The organism is Nocardia sp. NPDC004278 (assembly GCF_053602975.1).
In genome coordinates this window covers 187,906-208,317 of record NZ_JBSGEQ010000015.1, presented here as the reverse complement: position 1 = coordinate 208,317, position 20,412 = coordinate 187,906, and the positions used below count along the sequence as shown (strand labels likewise).

At 65.9% G+C, this 20,412-nt stretch carries 18 protein-coding genes; 11 read left to right on the top strand and 7 right to left on the bottom strand.

Annotated elements, in window-relative coordinates:
- Nucleotides 1-66: 66 nt before the first annotated feature.
- The 4 genes from ACWEO2_RS23785 to ACWEO2_RS23770 are packed head-to-tail and all read left to right on the top strand — an operon-like array spanning nucleotide 67 to nucleotide 5,130.
- Complete coding sequence (locus tag ACWEO2_RS23785) at nucleotides 67-417, top strand: hypothetical protein (RefSeq protein WP_452407312.1); 351 nt, start codon at nucleotides 67-69, stop codon at nucleotides 415-417.
- On the top strand, nucleotides 390-1,442 hold the full coding sequence (locus tag ACWEO2_RS23780) for an NAD-dependent epimerase/dehydratase family protein (RefSeq protein ID WP_452407311.1): 1,053 nt from the start codon (nucleotides 390-392) through the stop codon (nucleotides 1,440-1,442). The genes ACWEO2_RS23785 and ACWEO2_RS23780 overlap by 28 nt, the downstream gene beginning before the upstream one ends.
- A gap of 56 nt (nucleotides 1,443-1,498) precedes the next feature.
- Nucleotides 1,499-2,905 (top strand): cytochrome P450, encoded by a 1,407-nt coding sequence (locus ACWEO2_RS23775; protein WP_452407310.1) that lies wholly within the window; start codon nucleotides 1,499-1,501, stop codon nucleotides 2,903-2,905.
- 20 nt (nucleotides 2,906-2,925) lie between these two features.
- Nucleotides 2,926-5,130: an MMPL family transporter gene (locus ACWEO2_RS23770; protein WP_452407309.1), complete on the top strand. Its 2,205-nt coding sequence runs from the start codon at nucleotides 2,926-2,928 to the stop codon at nucleotides 5,128-5,130.
- 127 nt (nucleotides 5,131-5,257) lie between these two features.
- On the opposite strand, the gene ACWEO2_RS23765 is transcribed toward ACWEO2_RS23770, so the two are convergent.
- Entirely contained in the window at nucleotides 5,258-6,022 is a 765-nt protein-coding gene (locus tag ACWEO2_RS23765) for an SDR family oxidoreductase (protein WP_452407308.1), read from the bottom strand.
- A gap of 161 nt (nucleotides 6,023-6,183) precedes the next feature.
- On the opposite strand from ACWEO2_RS23765, the gene ACWEO2_RS23760 reads away from it, so the two are divergent.
- The 3 genes from ACWEO2_RS23760 to ACWEO2_RS23750 all read left to right on the top strand — a co-directional run bounded on the left by ACWEO2_RS23760 (nucleotide 6,184) and on the right by ACWEO2_RS23750 (nucleotide 9,429).
- Entirely contained in the window at nucleotides 6,184-7,266 is a 1,083-nt protein-coding gene (locus ACWEO2_RS23760) for a phage tail tip lysozyme (RefSeq protein WP_452407307.1), read from the top strand.
- A gap of 146 nt (nucleotides 7,267-7,412) precedes the next feature.
- Nucleotides 7,413-9,044, top strand: a complete 1,632-nt coding sequence (locus ACWEO2_RS23755) for an ABC-F family ATP-binding cassette domain-containing protein (RefSeq protein ID WP_452407306.1) — start codon at nucleotides 7,413-7,415, stop codon at nucleotides 9,042-9,044.
- Between the two features lie 151 nt (nucleotides 9,045-9,195).
- Nucleotides 9,196-9,429, top strand: coding sequence for a helix-turn-helix domain-containing protein (locus ACWEO2_RS23750; RefSeq protein WP_063043281.1), 234 nt, complete (start codon nucleotides 9,196-9,198; stop codon nucleotides 9,427-9,429).
- A 65-nt stretch (nucleotides 9,430-9,494) separates the two neighbouring features.
- On the opposite strand, the gene ACWEO2_RS23745 is transcribed toward ACWEO2_RS23750, so the two are convergent.
- The 3 genes from ACWEO2_RS23745 to ACWEO2_RS23735 form a co-directional block, all read right to left on the bottom strand.
- Nucleotides 9,495-10,457: a hypothetical protein gene (locus ACWEO2_RS23745; protein ID WP_452407305.1), complete on the bottom strand. Its 963-nt coding sequence runs from the start codon at nucleotides 10,455-10,457 to the stop codon at nucleotides 9,495-9,497.
- A gap of 12 nt (nucleotides 10,458-10,469) precedes the next feature.
- Entirely contained in the window at nucleotides 10,470-10,928 is a 459-nt protein-coding gene (locus tag ACWEO2_RS23740) for a hypothetical protein (RefSeq protein WP_354958404.1), read from the bottom strand.
- A gap of 324 nt (nucleotides 10,929-11,252) precedes the next feature.
- A complete protein-coding gene (locus tag ACWEO2_RS23735; protein WP_354958440.1) occupies nucleotides 11,253-11,678 on the bottom strand; it encodes a cupin domain-containing protein in 426 nt (141 codons plus the stop codon).
- 149 nt (nucleotides 11,679-11,827) lie between these two features.
- Here ACWEO2_RS23735 and ACWEO2_RS23730 point away from each other — a divergent pair, with 149 nt between their 5' ends.
- Both ACWEO2_RS23730 and ACWEO2_RS23725 read left to right on the top strand, forming a co-directional pair.
- Nucleotides 11,828-12,337, top strand: a complete 510-nt coding sequence (locus ACWEO2_RS23730; RefSeq protein ID WP_452407304.1) for a MarR family winged helix-turn-helix transcriptional regulator — start codon at nucleotides 11,828-11,830, stop codon at nucleotides 12,335-12,337.
- A gap of 85 nt (nucleotides 12,338-12,422) precedes the next feature.
- On the top strand, nucleotides 12,423-13,214 hold the full coding sequence (locus tag ACWEO2_RS23725) for a hypothetical protein (RefSeq protein ID WP_452407303.1): 792 nt from the start codon (nucleotides 12,423-12,425) through the stop codon (nucleotides 13,212-13,214).
- 369 nt (nucleotides 13,215-13,583) lie between these two features.
- Here ACWEO2_RS23725 and ACWEO2_RS23720 read toward each other — a convergent pair whose 3' ends face one another.
- Entirely contained in the window at nucleotides 13,584-14,402 is an 819-nt protein-coding gene (locus ACWEO2_RS23720) for an SDR family oxidoreductase (RefSeq protein WP_452407302.1), read from the bottom strand.
- A 41-nt stretch (nucleotides 14,403-14,443) separates the two neighbouring features.
- Nucleotides 14,444-17,029, bottom strand: coding sequence for a cytochrome P450 (locus ACWEO2_RS23715; protein ID WP_452407301.1), 2,586 nt, complete (start codon nucleotides 17,027-17,029; stop codon nucleotides 14,444-14,446).
- A 79-nt stretch (nucleotides 17,030-17,108) separates the two neighbouring features.
- Between ACWEO2_RS23715 and ACWEO2_RS23710 the strand changes: the two genes are divergently transcribed.
- Both ACWEO2_RS23710 and ACWEO2_RS23705 read left to right on the top strand, forming a co-directional pair.
- Nucleotides 17,109-18,386 (top strand): glycosyltransferase, encoded by a 1,278-nt coding sequence (locus tag ACWEO2_RS23710; RefSeq protein WP_452407300.1) that lies wholly within the window; start codon nucleotides 17,109-17,111, stop codon nucleotides 18,384-18,386.
- Entirely contained in the window at nucleotides 18,383-19,144 is a 762-nt protein-coding gene (locus ACWEO2_RS23705; RefSeq protein WP_355177911.1) for an ABC transporter permease, read from the top strand. Before ACWEO2_RS23710 ends, ACWEO2_RS23705 begins: the two co-directional genes overlap by 4 nt.
- A 161-nt stretch (nucleotides 19,145-19,305) precedes the next feature.
- Here ACWEO2_RS23705 and ACWEO2_RS23700 read toward each other — a convergent pair whose 3' ends face one another.
- The gene (locus tag ACWEO2_RS23700; RefSeq protein WP_452407299.1) at nucleotides 19,306-20,097 is read right to left on the bottom strand and encodes an SDR family NAD(P)-dependent oxidoreductase; all 792 of its coding nucleotides are present in this window, start codon (nucleotides 20,095-20,097) and stop codon (nucleotides 19,306-19,308) included.
- Nucleotides 20,098-20,412: the final 315 nt, after the last annotated feature.

The following is a 20,412-nucleotide window of genomic DNA, read 5'->3' as shown; positions in this document are numbered from 1 at the left end:
CCCGGCCGATCCGAAATCGTCACGCGCACGGCGAGATAGCGGCCGGCGGCACCCAGACCGTGCCCGATGATCCTGCGCGCGGCCCAGCGGGTCCGCGCGGCCGCCGGTGATCTGTTCACCGTCCAGTGCGAGCAGATCTTCAACACCCATCCGGATGTGCATCGCACCGCACTCGTCGGAGTCGGCGAGCCGGGCGCGCAGATCCCGGTGCTGTGCTTCGAATTGCGCTCCGGCGTAGCCACCTCGCAGATCCCGCGGGTGCAGCGGGAACTGTGGTCCATCGCGCGTGAACGCGAAGTCACCAGGTCCATCAAGGTATTCCGCGCCCATCCCGGATTCCCGGTCGATATCCGGCACAACGCCAAGATCGGGCGCGAGGAATTGGCCGAATGGGCCGGAAAGGGTATGCGGCCATGAAGGCATTGGTCACCGGGGCAACCGGATTCCTGGGCAGCCATATCGTCGACGGCGCGGTCACCGCGGGCGATGAGGTGCGCGCGATCGTCCGGCCGTCGAGCGATCTCGGGTATCTGTCGACGGTGCCCGGACTCGAAACGGTGCCAGGCGATCTCGGCGACTACGAATCGCTGGTCACCGCCTGTAAGGACGTCGATGTGGTCTACCACAGCGCCGGACTGGTCGCCGAGGTCGGCAGCCGGGCCCAGTTCTGGGAGGCCAATGTCGAAGGCACCCGGCGGCTGATGCGGGCCGCGCGGGAGGCCGGTGTCGGCCGGTTCGTCTTCGTCAGCAGTCCCTCGGTCGCAACCTCCTATGACACCGACCGCTTCGACATCGACGAGTCCGAGCCGTATGTGACCGATCCGAAGAGCCTGTACGTGGCGACCAAGGCCGCCGCCGAACAGCTCGTCCTGGCCAGCAACACCCCCGATTTCGTCACCTGCGCGCTGCGGCCGCGGATGATCTGGGGGCCGCGCTCATCGGGCTGGATGACGCTGCTGCTGCGCAAACTGAAGTCCGGCAAGCTGCCCGACCTCTCCGGTGGCAAGAGCGTGATGGTGTCGATCACCTATTGCGAACACGCCGCCCGGGCCTGCCTGCAGGCGGCGCGCTCGGATCAGGTCGCGGGCAATGCCTACTTCCTTGCCGATCCGGAGGATGTCGACCTGTGGAAGTTCGTCAAGGACCTCGCTGTCGCCCTGGATCTGACGCCACCGACCCGGACCATCCCGAAACCGGTATTCGACGCCGCCATAGCGGTTTTCGACACCATCTGGCGGGTGCCAGCGATCAAGGAACGCTACGCGCCGCCGCTGTCGAGCTGGACCACCGCGGCACTGACCGTATCCAACACCTACGACACCAGCGCCGCCGCACGGGATTTCGGCTACGCGCCGACGGTATCGCTGGCCGACGGGCTGGCCGCCTACATCGACTGGGTCGAACAGGTCGGTGGCGTCGATGCCGTGATCGCCCGCGGATGACTTACGGCCGCCGCTCCGCCCCGGAGCGGAAGTCGATCCACGCCTAGGAGACTCGCATGATGACCACCCGCCCGTCCCGCACCGTCGAGGTGCCGACCGCACCGGGCGCCCTACCCCTCATCGGACATTCGCACCGCCTGGCCCGCAGGCCCTACCGCTTCCTGCAGACGCTCTCGGAGCTCGGCCCCGTCGTGCGGGTGAAGATTCCCGGTTATGACACCTACGTGGTCACCGAACCGGATCTGATCCGCGAGGCCTTCGTCGGTCTCTCCGACCAGGGTTCGATGATCGATCGGGCCGAGGCGCTGCTCGGCGCTGGCGTCACCGTGCTGTCCGGTCCACAGCACAAGCGGGAACGCCGAATGATCGCCCCGGCCTTCGCCCGCGGCCGCATCGCGCAGTACGCCACCGTGATGACCCGCCTCGGTGCCGAGCAGGCCGATGCCTGGCGCGATGGCCAAATGGTCGTCGTCAATACCGAGATGCACGACCTCGCGCTGCGCACCGTCGCCGGAGCGCTCTTCTCCGGGGACCTCGGCGCGGAGACCGGCGCCGAAATCCACGAGATGCTCACGCCGGTGATGACGTTGCTCGCCCGCCGGGTCACCCGCCCGACCTGGATCGACCGGCTGCCGCTGCCGAGCAACCGTCGCTTCGAAGGTCTTGTCGCCGGGATGAAGTCGGCCACCAGCAAGATCATCGCGGCCTATCGAGCCGATCTCGCCGCCGATCCGACCCTCGACCACGGCGACCTGCTCGACACCCTGATCAAGGCCCGCGATGAGGACGGTGTCGCGCTCACCGACGCCCAGGTGCACGATGAGCTGATCAACTTCCTGGTCGGCGGCACCGAAGCCACCGGTATGACGCTGTCCTGGGTCTTCCACGAACTGGGCCGAAATCCCGAGCTGGAGGCCGCTTTCCATGCGGAGATCGACGCCGTGCTCGGCGGTCGCCCTGCCGAATTCGCCGATCTCGCCCAGCTCGATCTGACCAAGCGGATCGTCATGGAGACGCTGCGCGTGTACTCGCCCTGGCTCACCGTGCGCGACGTGCCGGCGAACTATGAACTCGGCGGCCGGGCGCTGCCCAAGGGGTCCATGCTGCTGGTGTGTCCGGTTGCGGTGCACCGAGATCCGGCGGTGTTCCCGGATCCGGACCGGTTCGACCCGGACCGCTGGCTGCCCGCGGCCATGGAGTCCCGGCCAAAGGGCGCCTACCTGCCCTTTGGCATGGGCACCCGGCAGTGTCCGGGAAATGTGTTCTCGCTCACCGAGGTTGCGCTACAGGTTGCTACGATTTGCGGGCGCTGGCGCCTGCGCCCGATGCCCGGTATCGCGGTGCAAGAGACGGTGATCGGCGCCCTGGTGCACCCGAAGCATCTGCCGATGCGGGTGGTGGCCAGGCAGGTGCAATCCGGGCACGTCGCGGATTCGTCAGGGAGCGAACGCGGCGCGGCTTAACGAGTGATGAGGGTGTAGCGGTGTTCGAACTGACCAAGCGGCGAAGCAAGTGGATACTCGGCGTCTTCGTCGTGCTCGCGCTGGCAATGGGGATGCTCAGCTCGACGTTGTTCGACAAGGTACAGGGTGGCGGCTACAGCGACCCCGGTGGCGAAGCCAGCCGGGCCACCGAGATTTTGCGCGATACGTTCGGCCAGGCGCCGCCGAACCTGGTGCTGCTGGTGCACAGCGGCACCTCCGTAGACGATCCGGACGCCGCCACCGCCGCGGTCAAATTGGCGCTGAAGCTCAAAGACGAGCCGGGCGTCGCGGGTGTCATGTCCTACTGGATGGACAAATCACCCGCCCTGCGCAGCGACGACGGCAAATCCGGCCTGATCGTCGCCAGCATCCTCGGTGCGGAGGGCGAAGTCGACCAGAAGGTCGGCGGGCTCGCCGATCGCTACGGCGGCACCCACGGCCCGGTCGAGGTGCGGGTCGGCGGCTACGCGATGCTGTTGCACGAGACCGTGAAACAGAGCGAGAAGGACGCCGCCCTCGGCGAATCCATCGCCTTCCCGATCACGCTGGTGGCGCTGCTGTTCGTGTTCGGCGGTTTGGTGGCGGCCAGCCTGCCGCTGGTCGTTGCCGCGGTGACGGTGATGATCACCATGGGTGCGCTCTGGCTCATCACACTGGTCACCGATCTCGCCGCGACCGCGACCAATGTCGCCACGCTGCTCGGCCTCGGCCTGGCGATCGATTACAGCTTGCTGATCATCAGTCGCTATCGCGATGAACTGGCCGCCGGTGCGCCGACCGGACCGGCGGTGGCCGCGACCATGCGTTCGGCCGGACGCACCGTGGCCTTCTCCGCCATCACCGTCGCGGTGGCGCTGTCGGGTCTGCTGTTCTTCCCGCTGCTGGCGGTGCGTTCCATGGGTTACGCGGGTCTGGCGGTCGCTGTCATCGCCGCGACAGTCTCGCTGACGGTGCTGCCCGCGATTCTGCTGCTGCTCGGCAGCCGCATCGATCGCGGCCAGCTCGGCTGGTTCTTCCGTCCGCAGCGGCCCGCGCCGGGCGAGGGCTTCTGGCACCGGCTCGCGGTCTTCGTCATGCGCAAGCCGATGCCCATCGGTCTGGCGGTCACGGCCTTCCTACTGCTGCTCGGTACCCCGTTCCTCGGGGTGAAGCTCGGCTTCCCGGATCAGCGAGCCCTGCCGGAGTCGATGAACAACCGGCAGATCACCGAGATAATCCAGCGCGATTTCACGGCGACAGAGACCAATGGGCTGTTCGTGGTGCTGCCCGACGGCAAGTCCGGGCTCGATGCCTATGCACGCAAACTCTCCGAGGTCGAGAACGTGCGTCGCGTCGACACCGCCACCGGTAGCTACGCGCACGGCGGTCAGCTCGTCGCGGGCACTGCGCAGCACGCGCATTTCGAGACCAAGGATGCCGCGTACCTGTCGGTGACACCGGATACCAGCGATCCGGGTCTGCTGGACCGGGTCGCGAAGGATCTGCGCGCGGTGCCGGCACCGTCGCAGCGTTTGGTCGGCGGTATCGCGGCTGCCAGCGCCGATTCACTCGACGCGGTGACCTCGGCGCTGCCGGTGGCCCTGGCCTACGTCGTGATCATCATGGTGATCGTGCTGTTCCTGCTGACCGGCAGTGTGGTGCTGCCGCTGGTGGCGATCGTGCTCAGCGCGCTCAGCCTCACCGCGACCTTCGGCGCGCTGGTCTGGATCTTCCAGGACGGTCACCTGTCAGGCCTGCTCGATTTCACCGTGACCGGCGATCTGCCGCCGACGGTGCCGGTCATGCTCTTCGGTGTCGCATTCGGTCTGGCCATGGACTACCAGGTGTTCCTGCTGTCACGGATCCTCGAAGAATACGAACGCACCGGCAAGAACGATTCCGCCGTCGCACACGGACTGGAGAAGATCGGCCGGATCGTCACCGCCGCCGCGGTCCTGATCTCCCTCGTGTTCCTGGGATTCCTGGCCTCCGACATCACCTTCATGAAGTCCTTCGGCATCGGTCTGCCGCTGGCGGTGCTGGTGGACGCAACCCTGGTGCGCGGCTTCCTGCTGCCCGCGGTCATGAAATTGCTCGGCGACTGGAACTGGTGGGCGCCGGGTCCGCTCGAAAAGCTGCACGAGCGTTTCGGATTCGACGAGGGACCGTCCGCGCCGGCGGCACTGCCCGACCCGGACGATCTGCGCCAGCCCACACGGGTGTAGACCACGAGAACGCTGATGGCCGCGCGGTATTCGCCGCGCGGCCATCGGTCTCAGTGGAGAGTTGATATCGGATTGCCCTCGGTCGTATCAGGTTCCATCGGTCGATAGTGGATTGTCCTGATACGACTCAGATTCCACCGGTCGAGAGCAGCCCACCGTCGACGCGGATCGTCTCTCCGGTGATCCATTCGGCCTCATCCGAAGCCAGGAATCCGATCAGTCGCGCAACATCCTCCGGCGTGCCGAGCCGCTTCATCGGATACACACTCGCCGCCTGCTCCTCGTCGGCCGAGTACAGCGCGTCGGCGAACTTGGTCTTCACAACACCCGGCGCAACCGCGTTCACCCGGATATTCGGACCCAACTGCCAGGCCAATTCATCGGTGAGCCGGATCAGCGCGGCCTTGGACGCACCGTACGCCGCGATCACACCGGTCGAGCGCAGGCCAGCGACGCTGGCCACATTGACCACCGCGCCGCCGTGCTCGCGCATCCAGGCCTTGTACGCCTCCTGCACGTAGCCGAGGGCGGCGACCACATTGACGTCGAAGATCTTGCGCACCGCCTCCAGATCCGCGTCCATCAGCGAGCCGTAGACCGGATTGATGCCGGTGTTGTTGATCAGGATGTCCAACGAGCCGAATTCCGAGACCACCCGGCCCACCGCCGCGGCCCGGCTATCGGCATCACCCGAATTGCCCGCCAGCGCGCTGACCTCGGCCCGATGGCCGAGCGCCCGCAGTTCGGCGGCCGTCTCCTCGAGCGGCTCCGGCTTACGCGCGGTGATCACCACATTGGCCCCACGGCGCAACAGTTCCGCCGCGACGGCCTTACCGATGCCACGGCTGGCTCCGGTAACGAGTGCGCTCTTGCCCAACAGATCGGTCGTCATGTGATGGCACGCTACCGCTGTTGAAATCCGCCGAGCGGAGCCGGTCGGGTTTGTGCGATATCGACCCGGCGCGACTGTTCCCACTGGCGGGGACCCGACCGTCAGAGCAAGGCGCCTAGCTGCGATTAAGCTGCCGGAGAGGTATCGACGGAAGGTGAGATATGGCTGTCGACACATCGCTGCCGCCGCGCCCGGATGCACCTATCCTCAACGCCTTCGCCAGCCACATAGAGGCGGCGTTGGCGAAGTTGGTAAAGCCGGTGGGTGACGGTTCGGCGAAGTCGATTACGGTCAACGGTCTGAGTGGCCTGGGGGAGTCGCAGCTGAAGGAAGGCGATCTCGTCGCGAAATACCATGCCAAACAGAGCGACGACACGAAATATAAAGACGATCTGAACTCGCTGGACAGCAATATCGCCAAGATCGCGGCGAAATCGGCCGATGTGTCCAACACCGTGACCAAGGAGGTCACGAAACTGGTGGGCGACATCAGGGACATTATGGACATTACGCATGGCGTGCCGAATCTGACCGATGTGCCGCTGCCCCGCAGCATCGAGTTGCAGATTGCCGCTATCGACAAGATCAGTGAGAAGTTCGGTAAAACGGAGCAGGCAGTCTCGGACGCATACAACGCATTGGACGACCACGCCGGAAAGGTCACCGACCCGGAGTCGGACCACAGCGGTAGTGCCCCGAATTCGATCGGGAGCGGCAACAGCTTTCCGACTTACACCGGCAGCGGTGGCAACCGCCGCAGCGGTACCGGACCAGCAGGTCTCGGCAATTACGCCAGTGCCGAACCCATCAGCGGTGGTCAGAAGGTGAAGGCGAACGACATCTACCAGTACCTGATCTCGCATTGGCACCTTACCCCGGAGCAGGCGGCGGGCGTACTCGGCAATATGCAGGTCGAATCGGGCTTCGATACCGGTGCCTACAATCCGGCGGAAGGAGCCATCGGCCTGTGCCAGTGGGAGGGTGGTCGACGGACGGCTCTCGAGGCATTCGCCGCCGCAGCGGGCAAACCGGTCACCGACTACCATGTCCAAGTCGATTTCATGATGCAGGAGCTGCAGGGCAGCGAATCCGGCGCGTACGGACACCTCAAGGCTGCGAGCTCGGCCGGTGCCGCCGCGGCGGCATTCGATCAGTACTACGAACGCAGCTCCGGTGAGGCACGCGGCAAGCGCGTCGCGAATGCCAACAGCATCGCGTCGAGCATGGCCGCTATGGCCGTATAGCACCGAGCCGCGGAGTTAGTGCGGTCACACCTGGATCGGGGGTGTCAGCAGCACCTCTGGAGCCGGGTAAAATCAGTGGTTCTTGTGCGTGTACACGTCGCACAATCGAGCAACTGACCGCACCACGTACCCCGTAGGAGAAGTCTGTGATCACCGCGACGGACCTGGAGGTCCGGGCCGGAGTCCGCACCCTGCTGTCGGCCCCCGGGCCCGCGCTGCGGGTGCAGGCCGGCGACCGGATCGGACTGGTCGGACGCAATGGCGCGGGCAAGACCACCACGCTGCGCATTCTGGCGGGGGAGGGTGAGCCCTACGCCGGAAAGATTCTGCGCTCCAGCGACATCGGCTATCTCCCGCAGGATCCGCGCGAGGGCAATCTCGATGTACTCGCCCGCGATCGCGTGCTCTCCGCCCGTGGTCTGGATACCTTGCTGCGCGATATGGAGAAGCAACAGGCGCTGATGGCCGAGGTCGTCGATGACGCCGAACGCGAGAAGGCGGTGCGCAAGTACGGCCGCCTCGAGGAGCGATTCTCGGCGCTGGGCGGCTATGTGGCCGAGAGCGAAGCGGCCCGCATCTGCAACAGCCTCGGCCTGCCCGATCGCGTGCTCGGCCAGGCGCTGCGGACGCTGTCCGGTGGTCAGCGTCGCCGAATCGAGTTGGCGCGCATCCTGTTTGCCGCCTCCGACGGCAGCGGAGGGCGCTCGGACACCATCCTGCTGCTCGACGAGCCGACCAACCACCTCGACGCCGACTCCATCACCTGGCTGCGCGGCTTCCTGCAGAACCACGATGGCGGTCTGATCGTGATCAGCCACGATGTCGAACTGCTCGGCGATGTGGTGAACAAGGTCTGGTTCCTGGACGCGGTGCGCGGGGAGGCCGACGTCTACAACATGGGTTGGCAGAAGTACCTGGACGCGCGCGCCACCGATGAACAGCGCCGCCGCCGGGAACGCGCCAATGCCGAGAAGAAGGCCAGCGCCCTGCGCGCGCAGGCGGCCAAGCTCGGCGCCAAGGCCACCAAGGCCACGGCGGCACAGAACATGGCCAAGCGCGCGGACCGCTTGATGGCCGAACTCGATGACGTCCGGGTGGCCGACAAGGTCGCGCGGATCAAATTCCCCGAACCCGCCGCCTGCGGCAAGACGCCGCTGATGGCGGAGAACCTGACCAAGGTCTACGGCTCGCTGGAGATCTTCACCGGCGTCGATCTGGCCATCGACCGCGGCAGCCGGGTCGTGGTGCTCGGCCTCAACGGTGCGGGCAAGACCACGCTGCTGCGCCTGCTCGCCGGGGTGGAGACGCCCACGGCGGGCGGTCTCGTCCCAGGTCACGGGCTCAAAGTCGGCTACTTCGCGCAGGAGCACGACACCCTCGACGACCAGGCCACGGTGTGGGAGAACATCCGTCACGCGGCACCGGACGCCGGTGAACAGGAGCTGCGCGGGCTGCTCGGCGCGTTCATGTTCTCCGGACCCCAGCTGGAACAGCCCGCTGGCACCCTCTCCGGCGGTGAGAAGACCCGGCTCGCGCTGGCCGGACTGGTCTCCTCGGCCGCCAATGTGCTGCTGCTCGACGAGCCGACCAATAACCTCGACCCGATCTCGCGCGAGCAGGTGCTCGATGCGCTGCGCACCTATGCGGGTGCCGTCGTGCTGGTCACCCACGATCCGGGCGCGGCCGAGGCGCTGTCCCCGGAACGGGTGATCTTGCTGCCGGACGGCCAGGAAGACCACTGGTCGGCGGAGTATTTGGAGCTGATTCAGCTGGCCTGATCGGGGCTGTCTCGACGGAGTTTCGTTGTGGGCGGTAGGTTTTCACTCCCTCGATTCGGGTGATCGGTGATATTCATCACAAAGACCCGTTGATCACAGCTTGCTGAGTGTTTAGCCTGGAAGGACGCGGCTCGGCGACTCGGAGGAAGCCATGAGCGACAGGCCCACACAAGTCAAGGCCACACTGGGTAAGGGCACACGCGTCACGGGGAAATCACGAGACCGTTTGCAAACCCAGCTGAAGAAGCAGTACGAGGCGGGTGCCAGCATTCGATCGCTGGCCCGGTCCACCGGCCGCTCCTACGGTTTCATCCACAACGTGCTGGTGGAGTCGCATGTGCAGCTCCGCAGTCGCGGCGGTGCCAACCGCCGCAAGAGCCAGTAGCGTTAGGGATCTGAATCCCGGTGTCGGCGAATGGATTTCGCCGACACCGAGGTCAGTCGAGCGCGCTAATAGCCCGGCACCGCGCCGTCGCCGTTGACCAGCAGGTTGGCGAGGCTGCGGAATATCGGCAGGCCCGTCTTGATCTCCAGATACGCGAACTGGCCCTGTGGGTTGACCTCGAGAAAGTAGTACTCGCCGTCGAGGCCGAGGCGCAGATCGAGCACGCCGAAGCTCAGGCCGAGTGCTCCCATGAGTGTGGCCAGCGACTTGCTGACCGACGCGGGCAGATGTTCGGGAGCGAAGTCGACGGTGGTATCCAGCCGCGAGTCGACCCGGCCGACGCCGGACTGCGAGTCGATCCGGACCGCCCATTCGACGCCGTCCATCCACACCACCCGCACATCGCAGGAGGCCTCGACGTAGTCCTGGAAGGTGGTCGGCGCGGAGCGGATGCCCGCGAGTCGGCCGAAATCGGCCTTGGTGATGATTCTGGTCTCGGCGAATTCGGCGCGCCCGGTGCCGGTGCGCTTGTAAACGACCGGGCCGGAACGTGATTCGACGAAGCTGCGTGCCTCGTCCGGATCATTGGTGATCAGCGTCTCCGGAACCACGAATCCGGCTCGCTGTGCGGTCTCCAACTGCACGATCTTGCGGCTCGCGGTCCGATCGGCGCCGGGATCGTTGACCCAGTATGCGGGTATCGACCACAGCAATCCCTGGATGAAGCCATCGCATTCGGCCTGACGGTAGGCGTCATCCGAGGCGCGCACACCGGCGGGCACCTGTGCCGGATGCGGTCTTCGCCACCAGACCGACCGGACGTCATCGAGGCCGATCACATGCGATAGCGAACGCGCGGTGCCGTGCCGATCGAGCCGGAAACTTCCGGATTCGCGCGGGAAGTCGCGCAGGTCGAGCTGAATCGGGCTGAGCCCGTGGTGTTCTCGCAACGTCGCCGCCATCGCGGTGCCGTGCAGATCATCGGATTCGGAGACGATGAGGACCGAACCCGTCCGGCGCGCCGCCATGCGCAGTCCTGCTCAGTCGAGACTGTCGCAGTTGATGCCGTCGTCGCTGGTCGCGAGCGATTTGGTTTGGCAGTAGGTGAAGGTTGCCCCGCTGGTGCCCGGGTAGTCGGCGAGCTGGAGGCGGTCGGCCCAGGATGCGGTGAGTTGTTGCAGCGCTTCATCTCCCAGCGCCGCGGAGGGTTCCGCGGCCAAAGTCATCGGCCGGTCGACGAGATCGATGCGCAGGCGCCGGGTGAAATCGGCGGTGGCGCCGGGACGGATATCCATCAGCACCGGGCGGCCATCACGCTCGGTGGCCGCGCCATCGGTCCAGTCCACTACGCGAAGTACGTCATCCCGGCGGAAGGTCCAAGTTCCTTCGGTCACTCTGACGGTGAAATCTCGTTCCGACTCGGCCACCAACAGTCCCTGCAACGCGGGGACGCGGTCACCCGTCGGTGCGGTACCGGGGAGGTGGATTGCGTCGGTCATAGTGAACTCTCCGATCTGCTCGCGATTTGCCAGGACTCCCGAGCGGGAACTGGATCATAACGCGCGAGGGGTCCCGCACGGTCCGGATCGAGAGATTTCACCGCCGCTGGCAAACCGGATTCAGGCTCGGGATGCGCTAGCGCCGAAAGATTTTCGGTAAGATGGCAATCAGGTTCCCGCAATCACCGAGCTACTTCCGGACGGTTATCGTTCGGTCGGTATTGCCCGGGATTGGCGGCTGTTCATCCGCGGGTGCGGATGCGGCCGTTGCGTCGTCCCACTCGAATTCGCGCTCGATCGCGACCGTATCGCCGCCGCAGGTGATCAGCCGCGCCGATTCGCGTTGCGCTCGGCCCACCACTGCGGCGAGTCCACGAACCAGTTGTCGAACTCCTCCTGGGATGCCGCCAGTTCCTCGAAGGTGGCCTCGCCCTTGACGAGACGGTCGAGCAGGCGGAAGTAGCCGAAGCGTTCGACGGCGGGCATGAGGGCGATCAGGATCCGGGCCGAGCTGTCCGGGGTGGCCCCGAAGGCGTGCGGCATGAGTTTGGGCACCACGATCGATCCGCCCGCGGCGACGGTGACGATCTCGTCTCCGGCCAGGACCTGCAGTTCGCCGTCGGCGACATAGAACAGTTCGTCCGACTTGGTGTGATAGTGCGGCGCTGCGCCGTCGGCGCCCTGATCCATGTTGACCTCCAAGTGGCTGACCGCGCCGCCTGCCTCGTTCGAGTCGATGAGCAGGCGCATGGTGACCGAAGGGGTCACCAGGGTCTCGGCATCCTGCGGCTGGCGGATGGCGAACTTGCGGTCGGTGGTGGCGTTCATGATGTTCTCCAGTTGATTCGCTTGTTGATAATTCGCTACCGAACTATATCCCATCGAATAGAATCTTGTCCATGGGTGAGATGCAGTCGGATCCGGTGGATGCGATCGTCGGGCAGTGGCGCCGGGAACGGCCGGACCTCGAACTGGAGGCGATGGCCGTGATCGGACGGCTCGGCAGACTGTTCGTAATCGCGCAGCGGGATATCGAGGCGGTCTTCGCCGCGCACGGACTGCAGCGTGGGGAGTTCGATGTGCTTGCCGCGCTGCGTCGTTCGGGGGAGCCGTTCGAGTTGAATCCGTCAGTGCTCGCCGACACGCTGATGATGTCGCGTGCCGGAATGACCGGACGGCTCGATCGCCTGGAGTCGGCGGGGTTGGTCCGGCGGATCGCCGATGCGGCGGATCGCCGTGCCGTCCGGGTTGCTTTGACCGATGCTGGTCGCGCGCTGATCGACAAGGTGGTCACCGCGCATACCGAGAATGAAACCCGCATCTTGTCGGTGCTTTCGGCGCGGGACCGCAAGGATCTGGACCGCATCGTCCGGATACTGCTCGGCAGCCTCGAATACGGCGCGAAATGAAGTAGCCCGATACTCGGGTGCCAGCGAGGTTATCGGTTCAACCTGGAGTTATCGCATCGAAGCGCGGTACACAAGGAGGCTACCGATGATCGACATCATTACCCTCCGCGGCACGGGCGAGCCGCGGAACAGCAATGGAACACCGGCCGGGATGCTGCACGATGTCACCAAGCTGCTCGATACCGCTCGCTTTACCGCGTTCGAACCGGACTGGCCCGCCTCGGTCGGACCGAGCCCGGATGTGTGGGGTCCATCGCTGGACACCTCCATCCGCCTCGGTGTCGCCGCCGGTGTCAAGGCGATTCAGGACTCGCCGAATGTCTGTGGGCTGCTGAGCTATTCGCTCGGTGGCATCTGTGCGAGCAAGATTCTGGAAGGGGTGCGGTCGGGGAAATACAAGAACACCGACGGCTCGCCGCTCGAGATCGCGTTCGCGGTCAATATCGCCAACCCGCTGCGCAAGCGCGGTCAGTCGGTCGGCAATCTCTGCCCGGCATCGACCTATGGGCTGCACGGTGAACGCGGTGCCTGGCCTGCGCTCGATGTCAAGGAGTACGCGAATCCGGGTGACATCATCACCTCTTCCCCCGGCGACTCCCCATTGCGCGTGATCGATGTCGGCATTTCGCCGTTTTCCTTCGTGGAAGGCGCCCGCATCGGCAATGTGACTCCGCTGATCTTCGCCGAACTGCTCCGCTTCCTGATGAGCGATCCGATCGCCAATCTCAACCGGTACGCCGCCGCGGTCGATGGTGTCATCGGCTATCTGACGCCGTGGCCGGACGGTCAGCATGTGCTCTACTCCGGGCACAACATGCCCGGCACCAACGTGCTGTGGACGACCCATGCCGCCAACTATCTCAATGCCACCTACTGAACGCCGTGTGCCGGGTGGTTTTCGTACCGGAAGTCGGCAATTGCCCGAGTGTGGTGCGGATTCCGGTGATCACCAGCGCTCTTGCGCGGAGTTGCGTGCAGCACACTCCCTAATTTGCGGCAAGGATGCTGTGCGGCGGGTGGTCGCGTCGTAGAGTCTGAATTCGCTGACGCGCCATTGGGTTTCGATGGAGGGGTCACGGAGGCGTCCGTGACTTCCAGATGGCGCGGCGGTGCCAGGCCGTACCCTCTCGGCCGGTACCCGCGCCATCTGCCAGCGAGGGCGCGGTCTCGGATAGTGGCGCCGCCGGGGAGGGATCCACCAATATCCCGACTCTCCCCGGCGGCACTGCACCCGCTCCGATACCGCTCAATCACCCTGTGCCGCAGCGGAGACCGGCTGCCACTTGCGCCAGAGTTCCAGGCGGGATTCGTAGTCCGCGGTGGCGATCGCCAGCGGGACCTCACCAAGGAAGATCCGCAGTGGCGGCTCCGCTGCGTCGACGACGGCCAAGATGGCGCTGCGGGTGGCGGCCGGATCGCCTGGGCGCACCGCGGAACGCTGCGCTGCCCTGGCTGCCCTGGCCGGATCGTAGGCCGGAATCGGGGTGGCGTGGCGCGCGGACGGACCGGACCAGTCGGTTCCGAAACCACCCGGCTCGATCAGCGTCACATGGATGCCGAACGGTGCGACTTCCTGCGCGAGGGACTGGGAGAACCCTTCCAGCGCCCACTTCGACGCGTGGTACGCCCCGAGATTCAGGAAGGCCGAGATGCCGCCGATGCTGGAGACCTGGATGATGTGGCCGCTGCCCTGGGCTCGCAGAATCGGCAGTGCCGCCTGGGTGACCCACAGTGCGCCGAAGACATTGGTCTCCAACTGCGCTCGGAGTTCGTCCTCGCTGAGTTCCTCGATCATGCCGAACTGGCCGTAGCCCGCGTTGTTGATCACGATATCGAGCCGTCCGAACCGTTCGGCGGCCTGCTGGACGGCGGCGAAGTCGTCGGTGCGATCGGTGACATCCAACCGCAGGGGCAGGAAGGTATCCGGATATTTGGCGACCAGATCGTCCAGTGTGGTCAGGTCGCGGGCTGTACCGGCTACCCGGTCGCCGCGCTCGAGTGCGGCGAGCGCCCATTCCCGGCCGAACCCTCGTGAGACTCCGGTGATGAACCAAACTTTGCTCATGCGATCACGGTAGTCACCTGGAGTGCACTCCAAGCAAGTGGTCAACGTGGACGAAGGGTGACCGGCAGTGCCGACGGTGACAGGACGAAGTCCCGATTCGATGCGCGCACCACATAGCGCGGGTCGGGGATCGGCCGCCAGCGAGCCAGCAGGGCCGCGGCGGCCAGGCCGATTTCGATCGTGGCGAAATGGTCGCCCAGGCAGCGGCGACGGCCGACGCCGAAGGACAGGTTGGCCTTCTTATCGATATCGGCGGCGCGCTCGGGCGACCAGCGGTCCGGGTCGAAGGATTCCGGATCGGTGAAGTACCGCTTGTCGTGCTGAACCAGATAGGGGCTGAACATGATTGCCGTACCGTCCGGAATGGTCAGTCCGCCGATGGTGACATCGCCGTCGGCGGTGCCCGCGCTGATCCATGGGCCCCAGAAGCGAAGCGTCTCCGCCACAACCTGTTTCAGATAGGGAAGTGCGCCGAGATGTTCGGGCCGGACCGGGCCCGACCCGACCGCAGCGTCGAGTTCGGCGTACAGCCGCTCGGCGATGTGTGGGCGGCGCATGACCTCGTGCCAGAGCCAGCCCGTCAGCGATGCCATCGAGCCGACGCCTCCGGCCAGCATGAGAATCGCCTCGTCGATAATGTGCTCATCGGACAGTTTCGCACCGGTCTCGCTGTCGGTATGTCGGATCAGCGCTGACACCACATCGTTGAAATCCTCATCGCGGCGGCGGTATTCGGCGATCACGTCGCCGATGGCGGCGCGCAGGTGATGTGCCTTCCTGCGCCAGCGCCAGTTCGCGATGAGCCGCATGCGGCGCACCTGCGGCGGTAGCGCGGTGCGCAGGATGACCTGACTGAGCAGCCACGGCACACTGTCCCGGATCTCCCGGCGTGCGTCATCGCTGAAATCGGCCGTGAACAGTGTCGAAGAGACAGTGTCGAGGATCAGGCCATGGGCCTCGTCCATCAGATTCACGCGCCCATCCGAAGGCAGTCCCGCCGACCAGGTTTCGGCGATATCGGCCGCCGACCCCGTATATTCGGCGAGGCGGCTCTGCCGCAGCGCGGGTGCGATCATCCGGCGCCGCAGTTTGTGTTCGTCGCCGCGCAGGACGTTCACCGATCCACCCGCGACGTCCTTGATCGCCTCACGCAGGTCATCGCGATTGAGTTCGGCATCGCCGAGTCCGACCTCGCGCACGAGATCCGGTGTGGTGAGCAGATATCCGGTCTTCTGGCCGAAGTGGATACGCACGATCGGCCCGAGGTCGGCCAATGAGGTGACGAATCCGGGCGCGTCGCGCAGCGCCCGCAGGCTGTGTCCCACCAGTGGTAGCGCGCCGGGCGCAGTCGGGACCTCTGAAAGAGATTGTGGCATGACCAATTCTGGACTCCGCGCGGACTCTTCGCGGGCCCGGCGATAGATTTCGAGCACCGTCCCGGTCTGCTGTGATTGCCGCACCGAGTCGCTGTGTGCGGCAAGGACCTCGCGCATGTGGTCGAATGCGGTGCGATCAGCGTTGAGCTTCGCGATGGTATCGGCCATCGCGGCAGCCGACGGATCGGCGGTACACACGCCACCACCGGTCGGCACCGATTCGCCCAGATCGGGATCGCAGTAGATGATCGGCAGGCCCACCGCTACCGCCTCCAAGAGGACCATGCCCTGGGTGTCGAAACCGTGTGAGGGAAACAGCAGTGCGTCGCCGCTGGACATGGCCGCGAGGCATTCGGCCTGAGTGACCCTGCCGTGCACACGGATTCGGTCCGCCAGCCGGTATTCGGCAATAGCAGCCTCGGCCGCGGCGCGCAGGTCACCGTCACCGTAGATATCGAGGGTGCAGTCATCGATGAGCCGCACGGCGTCGATCGATTCGAGCAGCCGCTTCTCGGCGGACAACCGCCCGCACCAGATGAGCCGCAACGGCGCGTCCGGCGCGCGATCGGAAACCTTTGCGCCGCTGGCGCTTTTGATCAGGTCATCGTTCACACCGTTGGATACCACCCGAATCGGACGGGTCAGACCGTGCGCGAGCAATAGATCGGCGAAGTGCTGCGTCGGCGCGATCACCCGATCGGCCGCCTGCGCTTGCCCGACGATGGTCCACCAGGCATGGCGGGCCGCTCGGCTTTCGGCGCGGTGCGGCATGTGCTGGCGATGCGGTACGAACCGGCCGTGCAGTGCGCGCAGCGCCAGGGCCGCCGGATACGGTGCGGGCGAGGTGTTCTCGATGAAGGCGTCATCGCGACTCTGGGCGGTATGGATCAGCGGAATCCGGTGTCGCCGCGCCGCCTTCATGCCCGCGATGGCGACACCGTAGGTGGTGTGGGTGTGCACCAGGTCGATCGGGCCGCGCGCGGCGAAGGCGGCGTCGATCAGTGCGGCATTGTGCTTGCTCGGCAGCACAACTGGGAAACCGTTGACCTCGAGACCGCCCACGGCGCGCAGCTCGACCACATCAGGGTCCGCGTGCGCCCCCGACAGCGGCGCGACGAAGAGGGTTACGCGGTGCCCCGCGCGTTCGAGTCCGCGGCACAGTGAGTCGACCGCGGTCTGGATCCCGCCCAGCGTGGTCGGGTGGTAGTCCATGAACATCGCGATGTGCACAATGGCACTGTACTGATACATGCCCCACGTCGAGAGCCCATAGTTCTGTGGACTATCCGCTCGGAGTCGGGTCAGGTGCCCAATACCCGAAAGAGCCGCCTTGAAAATAGCGATTCCGCTCACCGGAACTCGTGGAGATGTCCAGCCGGTCGTAGCGCTGGGACTGGAGTTGCGCCGCCGCGGCCACGACGTGTTGCTCGGGGCGCCGCCGAACCTTGTCGAATTCGCCACGGCCACCGGCCTCGCCGCCGTCGCCTGCGGACCCGATGTGCAGCAGCTCTACAGTTCGGATGCCGGACAGCGGGCACTCGCGGCCGGAAATACACTGCGGCTGATGCAATTGGTGGCCCGTCAGATGGCCGATTACGCCCAGCAGATGAATCGCGAGGTCATCGATGTCTGCGCGGGGGCCGACCTGATCGTGGCCAGTACCGTCACCGAGGATCGGGCCAGTTCGGTCGCCGAGGCGATGGGTGTTCCGCTGGTCAGCCTGCATTACTTCCCATGCCGCAGCAATGGCGCATATCCGTTTCCCGGTGCGCTGCCGACGCACTGGAATCCGCCCGCCGCCGTGAATCGGGCGACCTGGACGATCGCGGAGAATCTGCGCCGCGTGGTGTTCATGCGCTACCTCAATGATCTGCGGGCGACGCTCGGGCTGCCGAAATCGCGGGCGAGTACGGCTGCCGTGCTGGCCCGCGCGCACGTCCCCGAGGTACAGATCTACGATCCGGCGCTGGTTCCGGGACTGCCGCAGGAGTGGGATGAGCGCAGGCCGTTCACCGGATTTCTGACCCTCGATCACGCCGCCCGCGAGGCCGTCGGCGAATTAGCTGGCGACCATGCGGGGATCCTGTCCTGGATCGAGTCAGGCGAGGCGCCGGTGTTCTTCGGTTTCGGCAGTATGCCGATCCGGGATACCGCGGCGGTGCTGGCGATGGTGTCGGAGGTGTCGGCTCGGCTGGGGGTGCGCGCGCTGGTGAGCGCGGGGTGGAGTGATCTGGATATCGCCGATGCGCAGGCAGGACCGAACGTCAAGGTCGTCGGTCCGTTCGCACACGACCTGGTCTTTCCGCACTGTGCCGCCGCGGTGCATCACGGTGGTATCGGGACGCTGTTCGAGAGCCTGCGCGCCGGATTACCGACGCTCGTCTGCTCGGTATCGTTCGAGCAGCCGATGTGGGGTGGGCAGGTCGAGCACCTCGGTGTCGGTGCGCATCTGCCGTTCACCCGGCTCACCGAGGCGCGGCTCGAGCAGGGGGTCGCGTCCCTGTTGACGCCCGAACGCCGCACCCGCGCAGCGGAATTCGCCAAGACGCTGCGCACCGAGGACGCCGCCGCGCGCACCGCGGACATCGTAGAGGCCGCCGCCCGGTGACGATCGACGTCTTCGCCGACACCCTCGTCATGTTCCGCCGCTGCGTCCGGCATACGCTGCGCAGCCGCGACACCCTGATCATTTCGCTGCTCATGCCGATTCTGGTGATGCTGCTGTTCACCTATGTCTTCGGCGGGGCCATCGATGTCGGCGGCCCCTACCTGGACTACGTCGTGCCCGGAATCATGTTGCTGTGCACGGGTTTCGGTTCATCGATCACCGCCACCGCCGTGTCGACCGATATGACAAGGGGCAGTATCGACCGGTTCCGCACCTTGCCGATGTTCCGGCAGGCCGTCCTGGCCGGGCATGTCGCAGAGGGGGTGCTGCGCAATCTCGCGGCCATTACGATCGCGGTTTCGGTGGCGCTCGCGCTCGGCTACCGTCCGCAGGCGGGTCTACTCGGCTGGCTGGCGGCCCTCGCGGTGATCACCCTGTTCGTGACGGCCATCTCCTGGATCGCGGTTGCCCTGGGTCTGATCGCCAAGAACCCGGAAGCCGCGGGCGGCCTCACCTACGCCATCATGTTCATCCCGTACATCAGCAGCGCCTTCGTCCAAACCACCACCATGCCGCACTGGCTGCGCGGCTTCGCCGACTACCAGCCCGCCACCCCCATCATCGAAACGGTGCGCGGCCTCCTCAACTCCACCGGCACCGGACACCACGCCCCGCTGGCCATCCTCTGGTGCGTCGTCCTCGGTCTCCTCGGATTCGCCGGCGCCAGTGTCGTCTTCAGCCGCCTGTCCCACCACTGACCTCAGGCGGCCGGGTTGCCCGCGCGCAAAGAACGCCGCGGCGCCCCAATCGGGTGTCGCGGCGTGTTCGGTGCTGTATGGCGAGCGAACGGGTTGTTCGTCATTCGATGCGGCGGGCGGGATATCCGGCGTCGAAGCCGCGGCGCATGCTGTTGTAGGACTCAGCGCATGTCGCGTTGACCGGCGGCTAGTTCGGTTATGACCTTGTCGGCGCCGAGTAGGCTCTGGACACGGTTCGCGAGATTGGGGGCGATCAGCGCGAAGCTTGCGCCCAGGCGGACCGGCAGCGGGGCTACGTCTGTTTCGGCGATATTCCGTTCGATGGCTCGGACCACGGCGTTGGCGACGTCTTCCGGGCTTCGGGTGCCGACGCCCGGTGGTAGTGCCGCGCCGGATTTGGCGAACATACCCGCGTCCCTGACGAATCCGGGGTAAATCGACGAGACGCCGACGCCGCGCTCTTGCATATCGGCACGCAAGGCCAGGGCGAAGCCGCGAAGTCCGAATTTTGTCGCGTTGTACATCGCTGCCTTACCGGATGCGGCCTTGCCGGACAGGGAGTTGATGAACACCAGGTGGCCCTTGCCGCGCTCGGCCATTCGCGCACCGGCGAGGCGGGCCAGCACGATCGGGGCGCGCAGATTGACCTCCAGCGCGCGATCGATCTCCGGCAGCGAAAAGTCGAGCAGATCGCCCGACCCGGGCAGGGCGGCATTGGCTATGACGACATCGAGGTCACCGGCCTCCTCGACCAGCTTCTCGGCACCGCCGGGCACGGCGAGGTCCGCGACCACCGCCCGTGCGCCGAACCGGGTCGCGACCTTGTCGAGTTCCTCGGCTCGGCGTCCGGACAACACCACACTCGCGCCCCGTGCGGCCACCGCGGCGGCGATCGCGACCCCGATTCCACCGGTCGCGCCGGTGATCAGTACGCGTGCTCCGTTCAGGTCCATGCCAACGATTATTGTCGAGATTCCGCATTTCGCGAGACATTCGCAGTCCCCGGTGTCGTCGTGCGCGGCGGCTGCCGTCAGTCCTGGAATCGGTCGCACTTGCCCGCGCTGATCCGGTGCGCATCGATACCAGGTGCCGGCGACGAGGACAGGTTCGGCTCGATGAGCGCCGAAACCGGCCGAATTATCGGCTACCGTCGGGTAGGCAGACCTTCGGTGTCGGTCCGATGCTCGAAAGGCTTTGCCTGCCAACGCATCATGCGTATCGATCGGCGGGCTGTGTCGTAGCATCGGTCCGGGTATCAGGGAGGAGTC